Annotated in this window: 9 protein-coding genes; 3 read left to right on the top strand and 6 right to left on the bottom strand. The window is 69.0% G+C overall.

Going from position 1 to position 15,643, the window contains the following annotated elements; all coding sequences use genetic code 11:
* Positions 1–406: 406 nt before the first annotated feature.
* From WFQ67_RS19875 to WFQ67_RS19850, 6 genes are all read right to left on the bottom strand, one after another.
* Positions 407–946 (bottom strand): AraC family transcriptional regulator, encoded by a 540-nt coding sequence (locus WFQ67_RS19875; protein ID WP_337057971.1) that lies wholly within the window; start codon positions 944–946, stop codon positions 407–409.
* Positions 947–1,012: 66 nt separating this feature from the next.
* Positions 1,013–6,514 carry a trifunctional serine/threonine-protein kinase/ATP-binding protein/sensor histidine kinase gene (locus WFQ67_RS19870; protein WP_337057970.1) on the bottom strand — a complete coding sequence of 1,834 codons (5,502 nt, stop codon included), beginning with the start codon at positions 6,512–6,514 and terminating at the stop codon, positions 1,013–1,015.
* Positions 6,511–6,876, bottom strand: a complete 366-nt coding sequence (locus WFQ67_RS19865; protein ID WP_337057969.1) for a response regulator transcription factor — start codon at positions 6,874–6,876, stop codon at positions 6,511–6,513. The genes WFQ67_RS19870 and WFQ67_RS19865 overlap by 4 nt, the downstream gene beginning before the upstream one ends.
* Before the next feature lie 59 nt (positions 6,877–6,935).
* Positions 6,936–7,928 carry a response regulator gene (locus tag WFQ67_RS19860; protein ID WP_337057968.1) on the bottom strand — a complete coding sequence of 331 codons (993 nt, stop codon included), beginning with the start codon at positions 7,926–7,928 and terminating at the stop codon, positions 6,936–6,938.
* A gap of 357 nt (positions 7,929–8,285) precedes the next feature.
* Positions 8,286–8,435, bottom strand: a complete 150-nt coding sequence (locus WFQ67_RS19855) for a hypothetical protein (protein WP_337057967.1) — start codon at positions 8,433–8,435, stop codon at positions 8,286–8,288.
* A 212-nt stretch (positions 8,436–8,647) separates the two neighbouring features.
* The gene (locus tag WFQ67_RS19850; protein ID WP_213625157.1) at positions 8,648–9,301 is read right to left on the bottom strand and encodes a hydrolase; all 654 of its coding nucleotides are present in this window, start codon (positions 9,299–9,301) and stop codon (positions 8,648–8,650) included.
* Between the two features lie 308 nt (positions 9,302–9,609).
* On the opposite strand from WFQ67_RS19850, the gene WFQ67_RS19845 reads away from it, so the two are divergent.
* From WFQ67_RS19845 to WFQ67_RS19835, 3 genes are all read left to right on the top strand, one after another.
* A complete protein-coding gene (locus tag WFQ67_RS19845) occupies positions 9,610–10,428 on the top strand; it encodes an alpha/beta fold hydrolase (RefSeq protein WP_213625156.1) in 819 nt (272 codons plus the stop codon).
* A 364-nt stretch (positions 10,429–10,792) separates the two neighbouring features.
* Positions 10,793–13,057, top strand: a complete 2,265-nt coding sequence (gene katG / locus WFQ67_RS19840; RefSeq protein ID WP_337057966.1) for a catalase/peroxidase HPI — start codon at positions 10,793–10,795, stop codon at positions 13,055–13,057.
* Between the two features lie 175 nt (positions 13,058–13,232).
* On the top strand, positions 13,233–15,200 hold the full coding sequence (locus WFQ67_RS19835; RefSeq protein ID WP_213625152.1) for an alkyl/aryl-sulfatase: 1,968 nt from the start codon (positions 13,233–13,235) through the stop codon (positions 15,198–15,200).
* The last annotated feature ends 443 nt before the right edge of the window (positions 15,201–15,643 follow it).

The raw sequence follows: 15,643 nt of genomic DNA, 5'->3' as shown, positions 1-15,643 counted from the left end.
TGAACTGGCTCCGTCTGCGTTGGCTGTTGCGAGCTCGTGCGAAGACACAAGCCTGGGCATTCATGGCTCCCTGTCACGCCCACCGCGTGGGTTTCGCTTCGCTCTACGCCACCCTACGAAAGCCACTGCGCACCGGGCGTGATGCGCACATCGATGACGATTCCGGCGAAGACGCGAGAGCGCTGCCGGGCCAGGGATGGCCCGTCGAGTGGGCAGCACCCCGCCGGGCCCCTGGAGCGTTGATGAAGCGGGGGCGAAACAGAAACCATCGGCAAGGTTCGGCAATCGGCTTGGCCAAAACCTCCTGGCAACACTTGACGCAGACAGGGCCAATGAACCCGCTCCTGCGATCGAGCCAGCGGTAACGGTGGTCTACCCCTTCAGGTATTACCCCTTGGGGTAAGGCTCAGGCGCTGGCGGCCTGGATGTCGGGCATGTGGAAGCGCCGCCACTTGTTCGGGGTGGTGCCTTCGAGCTTGTTGAACACGCGGCAGAAATGCGACTGGTCGGAGAAGCCGCATTCCTGGCTGATCCGCGAGATGGGCATGCCCGGGTTCAGCAGCAGTTCCTTGGCGCGGCGGATGCGGTAGTGCAGCGACCATTCCTGGGGCGACAGCCCGGTGGCCTTCTTGAACGCGCGGGAGAAGTGGCTGCGCGACAGTGCGCACTGCTCGGCCACCTCGGCGATGAACAGCCGCGAGGACAGGCTGCCGGCCATGATCTCCTTGGCCTTGCGCTCCTGCCAGGGGGCCAGGGCGACGCGTTCGCAGCGGGCCGGCCGGGGCGCGCGGTAGCGCTGCAGCAGGTGTTCGCAGAGTTGCAGGCTGGCCTGTTGCAAGGATTGCCCGCTTGCCGGTTCGGGTGCCTGGAGGCTGTCCTTGAGCGACAGCAGCAGTTCGTAGGTCCGATGGTCGAGGGTGGCGACCGGTGCGGCGAGGTCGGTCATGGCGTCTCTCCTGTGCAAGGTGGCACCAGAGTGCCGCTTCGCTGCCGTCGAGTCCTTTGGGGAGCCTTAAACGTCCTGAATGCGCTCTTCAGCCTGGCCGAGCGCGGGCAGGATGAAGAAGAACAGGCTCTCTCCATGGCGCCCCTGGGTGGCGCGCAGCGTCCCGCCGTGGGCGGCGACGATGGAGGAGCAGATCGCCAGGCCCATGCCCATTCCGCTCGCCTTGGTGCTGTAGAAGGCCTGGAAGACCCGTGCCTGGTCTTCGGTGGCGATGCCGGGGCCGGTGTCCTCCACCGTCACCAGTATGTCCCCGCCCACCGCCTGCGAGGCGATGGTCAGCCGCCGCTCGCCGGCTGGCAGGGCCTGCATGGCTTCCACGGCATTGGTGATCAGGTTGTGCATGACCTGCTGCAGCTGCACCGCGTCCCCTTGGGCGCAGGCGTCGCGGGCCAGCGCCAGGGTCACGCTGACGTGCTTGTCGTGGATGTCCGCCTGGGTGATGGCGAGCACGGAGCGGATCACCTCGTCCACCCGCACGGGGGCGCGAGCGGGCGGTGCCTGGCGGGCGAGGGCGCGCATGGCGGTGACGATGCCCGCTGCGCGCTGGCCCTCGGCGAGGATGTCGCGGATGCCTTCCAGGGCGTCGTCGATCTGCGGTTGCGCGCGCTCCAGCCAGCGGATGCTGGCACCGGCGTTGGACAGGATCGAGGCCAGCGGCTGGTTGATCTCGTGGGCGATGGAGGCGGCCAGTTCGCCGAGCACGGTGGCTTGGGCGGTGCGCTCCAGTTCGCTGCGCGCGGTTCGCAGGTCGGTCTCGGTGCGGCGCCGCTCGGTGATGTCGGAAATGACGCCGATGAAGGTCTCGGCGCCGTCGTCGGGCTCGCCGGCCAGCTCCAGGTAACGCGGGCCGCCGTCCAGCTCGACGGTGCGGAACTCCAGGCGGAAGGCCTCGTGCTGCGCGACGGCGGCGGCGAGGGTGGCATGGAAGCGCAGGCGGTCGTCAGGGTGCACCAGCAGGCTCGGGTCGTGCATCGGGTCGCCGGTGCCTGGCAGTGCCAGCCCCAGCTCCGCCACCAGGTGCCGCGTCCAGGGCGAGCACTCCTCGGCGGGACGCCAGACGAAGGTGCTGTAGCGGCTCACCGCCTGACCGATGGCCATTAGCGCCTGGGTGCGGCGCAGGGTGTCCTCGCCGAGGCGTCGCCTGCGGTTTTCCGCCAGCAGGTCGGTGTACAGGCGTGCATTGCTCAGGGAGATGGCCGCCTGCGCCGCGAGCAGTTCCAGCACGCCAACCCGCGCCGGTTCGAAGGCGCCTGGCGTCAGGGTGTTCTCGAGGTAGAGCACGCCGATGGTCTCGTTCTGCTTGAGCAGCGGCACGCAGGCCACTGAGGCGGATTCCAGGCGCAGCAGGTAGGGGTCGTCCTCGAAGCGGCGCAGCGCCTCGGTGCCGTCGAGCACCAGCGATTCGTGATTGCGCATCACGTGGGCCACCAGGCTCAGGGGCGCGGCTTCGGTGGCGGTGGGGTTGGCCCGCAGGCGTATGTCGATGCCACCGGCATCGGCCAGGCCGCTGGCCTCGACCCTCAGCACCCCGTCATCGGCCAGCAGCAGGGCGGTGTAAGTGGCGCCTGCGTGCATGGCGGTGTTGGCCAGCAGTGTCTTGATCAGCGCGTCCGGCTCGATTTCCCGCGACAGCGCCTGGCAGGCGCGGGTGATGGCGACCATGTCCAGATGCTGCATGGCCTGCAGCGCGACGCCCTGCGGCGGTGCGGCGGGTTGCTCGCGGAGGAAGGCATGTTGCGCCTCCAATTGGTCGGCGAGCTTCTTCGCACCCCAGCGGCGCCAGGCATCGCGCGCCAGGCGCAGGTGGGTCTGGGCGCCGAACTCCAGGCCGAGGGCGGCGAGGTGGCGAGCCTCAAGCTCGTGGGCGAGGCCACGGATATGGATGGCACCGCACTGGGTGGCCTTGGCGATGGCGTCTTCGTAGTGCTGCAGCGCGGCCATGTCGTGACCCTCTATGCGCAACACCTCGGCTTCGGCCAGGGCCAGGCGGTCGGCGAAATAGCGCGGGTTGCTGCCGGCCCACAGGCGCAGGCGGCCCAGGGGGTGCTCGAAGTCCTGGGCCACGCCGCTACGTGTCTGCAGCGCGGCGCGGTTGAGTACGGTGAACAGCGCGAGGTCGATCTGGTGGATGTGCACCGGCGCCGCCCAGGTCAGCGACCAGGCCTGGTCCAGGTGGCCGGCGGCCCGCTCGAAGGCGCCTTCGAGGAAGTGGAACAGGCCTTCGAACAGCTGCCACCAGAAATGCAGCGGCGCCATGCTGCTCTGGGCGACGCGCTCGGCGATGGCCTGCGGTGCGGGGATGGGTATGGGCGTACCCACCTCGCCGGCCAGGCGACGGATGTACAGGGCCTGGGTGTAGAGGATGTTCTGCGCGTCGACGAATTCCAGGTTGCGTGCCAGCTCCAGGCCGGAGTCGATCTGCCGCAGCATGCGCTCGATGGGGGCGCCCAGCACCAGCAGGTCGGACACCACGTGGGTGTTGGCGTAGCAGGCGAAGCTCGGGGTGCCCTGGGCCAGGCTCCGGCGGTAGGCGGTCTCGGCGCATTCCAGGGCGAAGGGCAGGGGCCGGGTCCAGGCGCTGACCTGGTCCAGGGCCACCAGCGCCGAGATGCGCGCGGAGCCATAACATTCCTGGTCGGCCAGGCGTCGAGCCAGGGCGGTGAATTCGAAGCCTTCGCGGTAGGCTTCGTAGCGCTGGGCGATGCTCACGCCGAGCCAGGCCAGGGCGTGCACCGCTGCGGCGCTCATGCCGTGCTGCAGGCTGAGTTCGAGCACGCGGCAGGTGCTCAGCAGCATCAGGTTGGGGTGGATGAACGAGCCGGGAATGACGATGCTGGCAAGCAGTTCCAGGGTTGCCAGCAGCTGGGGGGCGCGCACTATGGGCAGGCGGTCGAGGGCCTCCGGCGAGTGAGTCGCCAATGCGCGCTCCACGCGTCGCCAGGCCTGCTCGGTCTCCTCGTCGCCGGGGTCCCGGGGCAGCTCGAAGCCGAGGGAGGCGAGGCCGTCGATGGCGGTGAGCACGGCGCCGGCGTAGTCGCCGCGCAGGGAGCTGATCTCGCACTTGAGCTTGTGCAGCTCGCAGCGCTCGGCATGGCTGTCGGTCCTGGCCAGCAGTGCACCGATGAAGGTTTCCGCCGCCGGGTAGTCGGCGCTGAGGATCAGGCACTGGGCATAGAGCAGCTCAACGGCGCGGCCGAGGGATTCGTGGTGCGGCACCTGCATCTGCAGCAGCGCCGCCGCGTGATGCAGGTAGGCGAGGGCGGTGGAGGCGGCGGCGGAGGCCTTGGCCAGCCGAGCGGCGTGCATCAGCAGTTCGATGAAGTCCAGGCGGCGGGAGGCGTCCAGGGTCTCGCCGCTGGTGGCCAGCACCTGGGTGGCGACGCGGAACACGGCCTCGGGCAGGGCGTCGGCGGGCAGGGCATCGAGCAGTGCCTGGGCGAACGCCAGGTGCATCGCCTGGCGGGTGGCTTCGGGCAGTTGCGCGCGGGCGGACTCCCAGACCGCGTCGTGGGTGAAGGCGAGGCCGTCCTGGTATTCGCCTACCAGTCCTGCCTTGAACGCCGGGCGCAGCAGGTTGAGCAGCTGCGGCACGTCGGTGCCGCTGACCAGCGCCAGTTCCGCCAGGGGTGTGTGGTTGCCGAGCAGCGCCAGGCGGCCGAGGGCGCGACGGGTGCGTTCGGGCAGGCGCTCCAGGCGCGAGCGCATCATCGCGGCGACATCGTCGAACAGCGCCGGCAGCGCTTCGGGCCGTTCGCTGCTTTCGCGCAACACGGCGATGGTCTGTGCCACGAATAGCGGGTTGCCGTTGCCGCGCTGACTGAGACGCCCGGCCAGCAACGATCGCTCGGCGGGGTGCAGGTCCAGCTCGCTGGAGAGCAGGGTGGCGATCTCGTTGGCCGCCAGGGGGCGCAGGCGCATCTCCAGGGTACGGCCGCCGAGGGCGCGGCAACGCTCGACGAAGGCCGGCAGCCGGGAGCCTTCGCCGAGCGCCTCGTCGCGGTAGGCGGCGATCAGCAGCAGGTGGTTGAAAAGCGTGGGACCGAGTTCTTCGAGGAAGGACAGACTCTCCTGGTCGATCCACTGCACGTCGTCGAGGAACAGGATCAGCGGGTGTTCGGCTCGGGCGATGAGTCCCAGCAGGCGATGGAGGGTGCCGTGCAGGTGACGCCGCGCCTCGCTCACCGGTGGCGCGCCGGCACTGCCGAGGGGGCCGGTCAGCCATTCCAGCTCCGGCACGACGCGGGCGACCAGGTCGCCTTGCTCACCCACCGCATCGCGCAGGCGCTGGCCCCAGCGCTTAGCGTCTTGCGGTGACTCGCCCACCAGTCGGGCGAACAGCGAGGACAGCGCCGAGGCGAGCACCGCGTAGGGCAGGTTGTGCCGGGCCTGCTCGCACTTGCCGTTGGCGAACAGCAGGGTGTCAGCCGGCAGGTTGCGCCACAGGTGGCGCACCAGGGTGGTCTTGCCGATGCCGGGCTCGCCCTCGATCAGCAGCGCGCCGCCACAGCCTCGCTGCAGGCGCTGCACGGCTTCGCGCAGGGCCTCCAGTTCAAACTCGCGGCCCACCAGGGGCGTGCCCGGGCGGCGGCCGGGAGAGCTGTCGCGCTGTGCGTCGGAGCGGCCGATGCTGCCCAGCTCGCGCCATTCGTTGAGGAAGCGGCGCAGCTCGGCTTCCAGCGCCAGGGCCGATTCGGGGCGTTTCTCCGGTTGCTTGTGCAGCAGCCAGGCCACCAGGTCTTCCAGGGCGGCGGGCAGCCCGGGTCGCCAGCGGGCGATGGCGGGAGCGGGGACGGCGACGTGCAGGTGCAGCCACTGCACGGGGTCGCTGGCATTGAAGGGCAGGTGGCCGGTGAGCAACCGGTAGAAGGTCACGCCCAGGGCATAGAGGTCGCTGCGTTGGGACGCGGGGGCGTCGGTGCGGCCGGCCTGCTCCGGGGCGAGGTAGGCGAGGCCGCTGTCGGCGCTGTGCAGGGTGGCGTCCGGGCAGCCTTCGCCCAGTACGGCGAAGGCGAAGCCGGTGAGGCGGATTTCACCGTTGCTGCCGAGGATGAGGTTCTCCGGGCGGATGTCGCGGTGCACGAGCCCGCGCCGGTGCGCCTGGGCCAGGGCACTGGTGGCGGCGACCGCCAGGCGCAGGAAGCGCTCCACCGAGAGCGCCCCCATGATCAGGCCGGACAGCGGGCGACCGTCCTGGTCGTCGAGCAGCAGCGCCGGGCCGCGCGGCGTCGTCAGCAGGGCCAGCGGCGGCACGGCCCAGGCGGCGTCCAGGCAGGGCGCCATGGCGTATTCGCGGTCCAGCCGGGCCTGCTCCCTGGCGCAGGCGGAAGGGCCGGCGCCGACCAGCAGCCAGCGCCGCTGCGAGGTGGCGTCATGCAGGCGCCAGCGGGTCAGGCAATCGTGCTCGTCGATACGCTCCCAGCGCGCCCCGGCCACCCGCTCCTCGTCGAAGGCAAGCAGGTCGTCGGCTCTGCCCTGGCGGACGATGGCGGCGCGCGGTGGCGGCGTCACGGGCGCCCCTGCAGCGCATCGCCGATGGCCGCCAGGAGCACCTCGGCGGTGAAGGGCTTGGCGATGAAACCCACTGCGCCCTGTTGTCGCGCGAGGCTGATGGCCTGTTCGCTGGCGCGGGCCGACATGCAGATCACCGGCACCCTGCTGCCCCGGGCGTTGAGGCTGCGCTGCACGTCCTGGCCCTGCAGGCCCGGCATGCACAGGTCGAGCAGCACGCAGTCGGCCTGCTCCTTCCAGGGGGAGGCGAGGAAGCTCTCGCCGGACTGGAAGCAGACCGGACTGTAACCCTCGGATTTGAGGAGGTTGGCGACGCCCTTGCGGACTGAAGGGTCGTCGTCGATCACACACACGACGCGCATGCTGGGCCTTGGACGGTGGGAGGAAGGGGTGGCCACCGACAGCATGTCAGCGGGCCCTTTCAAGCCTGCGGATCGCTGCGTTGATGCGGCTCGGGAAGCCTGCCGAGCATCTTACCCACCAGCAGCAGGTCCACCAGCGTGCGTGTGCCCAGTTTTGTCATGATGTGCTTTTTGTGCACCTTGACCGTCACTTCCTGAAGCCCCAGTCGCACCGCGATCTGCTTGTTCATGCACCCTTCCAGGAGCAGCAGGAACACCTCCTGCTCGCGGGGCGTCAGCTCCGCGTAGCGCTGGCGCACGGCGGCCAGGCGACGGCTTTCGGCGTGCCGCGCGGCCGCCTGGCGCATCGCCTCGTGCACGTTGCAGAGCAACTGCCGTTCATCGAAGGGCTTGGTCAGGAAGCCCTCCGCGCCGGCCTTGATCGCCCGCACCGACATGTCGATGGTGCCGAAGCCGGTCATGAAGACGATGGGCAGCGGCGCCTCGCGACGGATCAGCTCGGCCTGCAGGTCGAAACCACTGCCCTGGCTCAGGCGCACATCCAGCAGCAGGCAGCCCGGCAGGGCGAAGTTGCAGTGGCCGAGGAAGGCTTCGGCCGACTCATGGCCAACGGCGCTGATGCCGGCGGAACGAAGCTGGCGTACCAGGGCCGCGCGCACGGCGGGTTCGTCGTCCACTACATGGACCTGGACCGGCGGCAGGTCGCTGCCGCGCTCGTAGGCATCGGCGCTGTTGGCTTCGGTGCCCACCGGTATGCGGGTGATCTGCGCCAGGTTCAGGCGGTAGCCCCGCCCGGGGATGGTCTCGAGCATCTGGCGGTCCAGCCCCAGGACCTTGCGCAGGGTGGAGACGTGCACTTGCAGGTTGTTCTCCTCGACCACGGTGTCCGGCCAGATGGTGCGGATCAACTCGTCCTTGGTGACCAATCGGTTGGGCGCCGCCAGCAGCGCCTCGAGGACATCGAATGCGCGGCTGCCGAGGCGGACCGGGGCATCCTCGTGGAAGGCCTCGCGCCGCTCCAGCGACACCCATGCGTTGCCTAGACGGATCATGCTCATGCCTGTGCGTGTGGTTCGTGTGACCGGCCGGCCCGGCTCGGGCGGCCATGGAGCAGTCAATCACAGGTGTCGGGGCGGCTCCTTGTACAGGAGTGCTGAGTGGCTTGCCTCGCAGGAGCGAATTCAATCGCGATGCGCCTCCACCGGCCACCCCGTAGCGACCCGGGATGTGGGGGTGGACCACGCTCCATCGGTCCACCGTTCGGAGTCATGTCGAGCCCCGCTGGTGGAGGAAAAAGCGCCCTTCATCCTCAACAGCGGGCGTGGCCATGAGCTGGCACGGCGGCTTCGTGGCGGTGATTCGTGTGCTGCGGTTCAGAACCTGCCGCCCAGCGTGTATTCGATGATCAGCTAGAGGCGGTCGGTGTCGGCGCCGCCCTGGGCGTCGTTGGCGCGCTGGGTGACGTGGGCGAGGCAGATGGCGGGTTCGAAGAGGTTGTAGGCGCCGCGTTGCGGGGCGGTGAGGGACGACTCCAGCTGGCGACCACACACTGTGCCCATTCGCGGCGGTGGGCCTGTCCGGAGGGCGAGGTGGAGCGGAATTCGTTGTCCGGCCGGTAGTTGCGTGCCAGCAGCGACCCGTCGGCGGCGTGGTGTCGGCGTGCACGGGGCTGCCGGCCAGCAGCAGGAGGCCGGTGAGGGTTCGTGGGGGTATGTCACCTGGTGTCCTCCGTGGCGGAGGCGGGGAGCGGCAGCGCCGCCCCCCGGGGGCGTCAGTGGCCTTCGGAGGCGTTGAACATGGTCTTGGCGTAGATCAGGCCGAGGCCGTAGGCGCCGCCGTGTTCGATGGAGGTCTTCACGGTCTGGTCGTAGGTTTCGCCACGGGCCCAGTCGCGTTGCAGTTCGAGCAGGTACTGCAGCGAGGTCATGGGGCGGGCGCCGAGCTGGATCATGCGTTGCAGGGCCATCTCGTGGGCTTCGTCGGAGACGTCGCCGCAGGCGTCGGCGATGACGTAGACCTCGAAGCCCTGGTCCAGCGCGGAGAGGGCCGGGCCGACGATGCAGACGGAGGTCCAGAGGCCGGCGAGGACGATCTTGTCCTTGCCCAGGCGGTTCACTTCCACGGCGATGCGCGGGTCTTCCCAGGTGTTCATGGTGGTGCGGTCGATCACCTCGTGCTCGGGGAACACGGATTTGATCTCGTCGAAGATCGGGCCGGAGAAGCTCTTCTCGGCAACGGTGGTGAGGAGGGTGGCGACGCCGAATTCCCGGGCGGCCTTGGACACCAGGGCGGCGTTGTTGCGCAGGGTCACCGCGTCGATGGATTTGGTGGCGAAGGACATCTGCGACTGGTGGTCGATGAGGATCAGGGTGTGGTCCAGCGGGTTGAGCAGGGTCTTGCCCGGAACGGCGGAAGCGGTGGCCATGGAGGTCTCCTCGTGGATGGCGATACGGCGATGATCGCCGGCGGACACCGGCGAAGCTCGAACCACTATGGCAAAGCCGCCGGTGCCGATATTGCACCGGTGTGCTGAGCTGTACTGCGCGCTGAAATGCGCGTTGCAGCGCCGTTGGTGCCTGCCCGGAAGGCAGCTTCTCAGGGGCGTGGCGAGTGCAGCACATGCGTGCAATCCCGCTGTCCGATGGCGGTGGATAGTGGTGGCCTCGACGGCTGCGCGCGGCTCGTCGACACCCATCGATGACGATTCCAACCCACGCTCAACTGGAGGTTTGCATGACAACGTTCGTGACCCGTGACGGCACCGAGATCTATTACAAGGACTGGGGCAGCGGCAAGCCCGTGCTGTTCAGCCACGGTTGGCCGCTGGATGCCGACATGTGGGAATACCAGATGCAGTACCTGAGCAGCCGCGGCTACCGCACCATCGCCTTCGACCGCCGTGGCTTCGGTCGTTCGAGCCAGCCGTGGAACGGCTACGACTACGACACCTTCGCCGACGACATCGCCCAGCTGATCGAGCACCTGGACCTGCACGAGGTGACCCTGGTGGGCTTCTCCATGGGCGGCGGCGACGTCAGCCGCTACATCGGCCGCCACGGCACCGGGCGGGTCGCCAGGCTGGCGCTGCTGGGCGCGGTGACGCCGATCTTCGGCAAGACCGCCGACCATCCGCTGGGTGTCGAGCGGGCCGTGTTCGACGGCATCAAGGACGGCCTGCTGAAGGACCGCGCGCAGTTCATCGCCGACTTCGCCGCGCCGTTCTACGGCATCAACCACGGCCAGCAGGTTTCCCAGGGCGTGCTCACCCAGACCCTGAACATCGCCCTGCTGGCCTCGCTCAAGGGCACCCTCGATTGCGTGACCGCCTTCGCCGGCACCGACTTCCGCGGCGACCTGGCCAAGGTCGACGTGCCGACCCTGGTGATCCACGGCGACGACGACCAGATCGTGCCGCTGGAGGCCACCGGCAAACTGGCGGCGGAGTCGATCCCCGGCGCGGTGCTCAAGGTCTACGCAGGCGCCCCCCATGGCTTCGCCGTGACCCACGCGCAGCAGTTGAACGAGGACTTGCTGGCGTTCCTCGCGCAGTGACCGCGCCGCCTTGGACATCGGCTCCGTGCCCCGGCGTACGGAGCCGATGAGCCCGGTGGACCCGATCTCATGCTGGCGGCTGAAAGAGCCAGGCTATCGCCCCCCAATGCTCGCTCTATTAGACCTCCGGCACAGGCGGTCTAGTCTTGATCTGGCGTTGGGCTTGGACCGACGCCAACTGATGAAGGGATAACAACAGAGTCCTGCTGCAACCCTGGTTGGAACACCCCTGATAGCCAGCGCTCCCCCGCGTGGCCTGGGCGATCGGACGATCGCCGAGTCGGCTTCGCGCCAGGTCCGCTCACCGGTGTTCCAGCCTGACCGGGTTGGGCAGACGGACCAACGCGACCCGAGGTGGATCCAGATGTCGACCGAATCGAAATGCCCGTTCAACCATGCCGCTGGCGGCGGCACCAGCAACCGTGACTGGTGGCCGAAGCAACTGAACCTGAAGATCCTCCACCAGCATTCCTCCCTGTCCGATCCGATGGACCCGGACTTCGACTACGCCAAGGCCTTCAAGAGCCTCGACTTCCAGGCGGTGAAGCGCGACCTGCACGCGCTGATGACCGATTCCCAGGACTGGTGGCCCGCCGACTTCGGCCACTACGGCCCGCTGTTCGTGCGCATGGCCTGGCACAGCGCCGGCACCTACCGCACTGGTGACGGCCGTGGCGGCGCGGGCACCGGCCAGCAACGCTTCGCCCCGCTCAACAGCTGGCCGGACAACGTCAGCCTGGACAAGGCGCGCCGGCTCATCTGGCCGATCAAGCAGAAGTACGGGCGCAACCTGTCCTGGGCCGACCTGATCGTGCTCACCGGCAACGTCGCGCTGGAGTCCATGGGCTTCAAGACCTTCGGCTTCTCCGGCGGCCGCCCCGATGTGTGGGAGCCGGACGAGGACGTCTACTGGGGCACCGAGACCGTCTGGCTGGGCGGTGACGAGCGCTACGGCAACACCCAGGCGGTGCAGGAGCCGGGTGACGGCACCCTGGTGGCCGAGCCCGGGAAGCACGGCCAGGAAGAGAGCCGCACCGCCCAGGGCCAGCGCAACCTGGAGAACCCCCTGGCCGCCGTGCAGATGGGCCTGATCTACGTGAACCCGGAAGGCCCCGAAGGCAACCCGGACCCGGTGGCCTCCGCGCGGGACATCCGCGAGACCTTCGGCCGCATGGCGATGAACGACGAGGAGACCGTGGCGCTGATCGCCGGCGGCCACGCCTTCGGCAAGACCCACGGCGCCGGCCCGGCCGACAACGTCGGGCCCGAGCCCGAAGCGGCCGGCCTGGAGGAGCAGGGCCTGGGCTGGAGGAACGCCTTTGGCAGCGGCAAGGGCGGCGACACCATCACCAGCGGCCTGGAGGTGACCTGGACCTCGACGCCCACGCGCTGGAGCAACGAGTACCTGGAGAACCTCTTCGGCTACGAGTGGGAGCTGACCAGGAGCCCGGCCGGTGCTCACCAGTGGCGGCCCAAGGGGGGCGCCGGCGACGGCAAGATCCCCGACGCCCACGACCCGGCCAAGCGCCGCGCGCCCTCGATGCTCACCTCCGACCTGGCGTTGCGCTTCGACCCGGCCTACGAGCAGATCTCGCGGCGCTTCCTGGCCAACCCGGACCAGCTCGCCGATGCCTTCGCCCGCGCCTGGTACAAGCTGATCCACCGCGACATGGGCCCCATGGCCCGCTACCTGGGCCCGGAGCTGCCCGCCGAGGAACTGCTGTGGCAGGACCCGATCCCGGCCGTCGACCACCCGCTGGTGGACGATGCCGACGTCGCCGCGCTCAAGGCCAAGGTGCTCGGCTCGGGGCTCTCGGTGTCGCAACTGGTGTCCACCGCCTGGGCCGCCGCGTCCTCCTTCCGCGGTTCGGACAAGCGTGGCGGCGCCAACGGCGGGCGCCTGCGCCTGGAGCCTCAGCGCTCGTGGGAAGCCAACCAGCCGGAGCAGTTGAAGAACGTGCTGGCCGTCCTCGAAAGTATCCAGGCGGAGTTCAACGCCGCCCAGGCCGGTGGCAAGAAGATCTCCCTGGCCGACCTGATCGTCCTGGCCGGTGGCGCCGGCGTCGAGCTGGCGGCAAAGAACGCCGGGCACAGCATCACCGTGCCGTTCGCGCCGGGGCGCATGGACGCCTCCCAGGAGCAGACCGACGTCGAGTCCTTCGGCTTCCTCGAGCCCATCGCCGATGGCTTCCGCAACTACCTCAAGGGGCGCTACAGCGTTTCCGCCGAGGAGCTGCTGGTGGACAAGGCGCAACTGCTGACCCTCACCGCGCCGGAGATGACCGTGCTGGTCGGTGGCCTGCGCGTGCTCGGCGCCAACGCCGGGCAGAGCCGGCACGGCGTGTTCACCCAGCGGCCGGAAACCCTGACCAACGACTTCTTCACCCACCTGCTGGACATGAGCGTGGAGTGGAAGCCGGCCTCGGCTAACAGCTACGAGGGGCGCGACCGCAAGACCGGCGAGCTGAAGTGGACCGGCACCCGCGTCGACCTGGTGTTCGGCTCCCACGCGCAGCTGCGCGCCATCGCCGAGGTGTATGCCAGCGCCGATGCCGGGGACAAGTTCGTCAGGGACTTCGTCGCGGCCTGGACCAAGGTGATGAACCTCGACCGCTTCGACCTGCGCTGATCCGCCAGGGCCTGACCACGGCGCCTCCTTCGGGAGGCGTCGTGCATTGCGGGCCATCGCGGTGCGGCATGGGGGGCATGCGCCTCTGGTATTGGTCGGCGCGCGCCGTGCTCCCTACAGTCGGGCGGCGTCCGTTGCGGTCGCTCATTCCAACAAGACCAGAAAGAGCCCCTTCATGCCCATTTCCCGTCTCAGCGCCATCGCCCTGGCGCTCCTGTCCTGCGGCACCGTGCACGCCGACTCCGTCGCCCCCGGCAAGCCCGCCACGGCCATCACCGCCGAGCTGAACCAGGCCTGGCTGCAGCGCCTGCCGTTCTCCGACACCGCCGATTTCGACGACGCCCGGCGCGGCCTGCTGGAGCCCTTCGAGGGCGTCATCGCCAACGCCGAGGGCCGCGAGGTTTGGAACCGCCAGGCCTACGACTTCCTCGATGGCAACGCCGCGCCGGCCAGCGTCAACCCCAGCCTGTGGCGCATCGCCCAGCTGAACAACATCGCCGGGCTGTTCCAGGTCGGCGAGCGCATCTACCAGGTGCGGGGGATGGACCTGTCGAACATGACCGTCATCGAGGGCGACAGCGGGCTGATCCTCATCGACCCGCTGATCAGCGCCGAGACCGCCCGCGCCGGCCTGGAGCTGTACTACAGGCACCGCCCGCGCAAGCCGGTGGTGGCGGTGATCTACAGCCACGCTCACGTCGACCACTTCGGCGGCGTGCGCGGGGTGATAGACGAGGCCGACGTGAAGGCCGGCAAGGTGCGGGTGATCGCCCCGGACGGCTTCTTCGAGCACGCGGTCAGCGAGAACGTGCTGGCCGGCCCGGCGATGATGCGCCGGGCGCAGTACATGTACGGCTCGCTGCTGCCACGTGGCGAGCGGGGCCAGGTGGACGCGGGCCTGGGCAAGGGCACGCCGAGCAACGCCACGGTGACCCTGATCGCCCCCAGCGAGGTCATCGGCCAGGCGCTGGAGACCCGCACCGTCGACGGCGTGGAGATCGAATTCCAGCTCACCCCCGGCACCGAGGCGCCGGCCGAGATGAACCTGTACTTCCCGCAGTTCAAGACCCTGTGCATGGCCGAGAACGCCACCCACACCCAGCACAACGTGCTGACCCTGCGCGGCGCCCTGGTGCGCGACGCCAAGGTCTGGGCGCAGTACCTGGACGATGCCCTGGTGCGCTACGGCGACAAGGCCGAGGTGCTGTTCGCCCAGCACCACTGGCCGACCTGGGGCGGCGCGCGCATCCGCGAGTACCTGGCCGACCAGCGCGACATGTACGCCTTCCTCGACAGCCAGACGCTGCGCCTGATCAACCAGGGGCTGACGCCCACCGAGATCGCCGCGAAGCTCGCCACCCTGCCGCCGCGCCTGGCCGGCAAGTGGTACAGCCGCGACTACTACGGCTCCCTCAGCCACAACGTGCGCGCCGTGTACCAGCGCTACATGGGCTTCTACGACGGCAACCCGGCCAACCTCGACCCGCTGCCGCCGGAAGAGGCGGGCAAGCGCTACGTCGAGGCCATGGGCGGCCCTGACGCGGTGCTGGCCTTCGCCCGCAAGGCGGTCGAAGGCGGCGACTACCGCTGGGCGGCGCAACTGCTCAACCACCTGGTCTTCGCCGAACCGGACAACCAGGCGGCGCGCGAGCTGCAGGCCGACACCCTGGAACAGCTCGGCTACCAGAGCGAGAACGCCACCTGGCGCAATGTCTACCTCAGCGGCGCGCTGGAACTGCGCCAGGGCGTGGCCCGGGCCAAGGCGCGCAACAGCGCGCCGGACATGATCCGTGCGCTGACCCCGAGCCTGTTCTTCGACTACCTGGCGGTGCGCATCGACGCGATGAAGGCGGCCGACGAGGACCTGCTGATCAACTGGCGCTTCAGCGACCTGGGCGAGGACTACGCCCTGACCCTGCGCAACGGCGTGCTCACCCACCGCAACGGCGCGCGCCACGCCAAGCCGGACGTCAGCCTGAGCATGACCAAGGCGCTGCTCGACCGCATCGCCCTCAAGGAGACGGGCTTCCTCAAGGAGTCGATGATCGGCGGCATCGAGATCGACCAGGGACGGATCAAGCTGCTGCGGCTGCTCGGCGGGCTGGACGAGCCCAACCCGCAATTCAACCTCGTGACCCCCTGAACCCCGCGCCCTGCCCGCCGGGCCGGTGGGCAGGGTGTTTGCGCATTGGGGAAACCCGCAGGAGCGAATTCTGTGGTGTTGTCTGCGCTAGCTGTTGTGGGTTCAAAAAAAGGCTCAAGAACGGTGTTTTCAGGACGATTCTGGATTCCTGAAACGCCCACCGCATGGGTTTCGCTTCGCTCTACACCATCCTACGAAAGCCGCCAGCCACGGCGTCCACCGGGTGGTGATGCGCACATCAATGTGAAGTATCGAGCGTCAGAGCTGGAGTAGCCGCCAAACGCCCCTTTCAGGAGGCCGAGCGCAATCGTCGTTTCAGGGGTTGAGCGACAGGGATGTCGCGAAAGGCGTACCGGGCCATGGATGGCCCGTTACGCCGGGCCCCTGAAACGATGATGGAGTGAGGGGAGTCTAGCGAAGCTAGACCCGTATGGAGGGGCAAG

It is taken from the genome of Pseudomonas sp. USHLN015 (genome assembly GCF_037153275.1).
GTDB classification, from domain to species: domain Bacteria; phylum Pseudomonadota; class Gammaproteobacteria; order Pseudomonadales; family Pseudomonadaceae; genus Metapseudomonas; species Metapseudomonas tohonis.
This window is presented reverse-complemented; position numbering and strand designations above follow the sequence as displayed.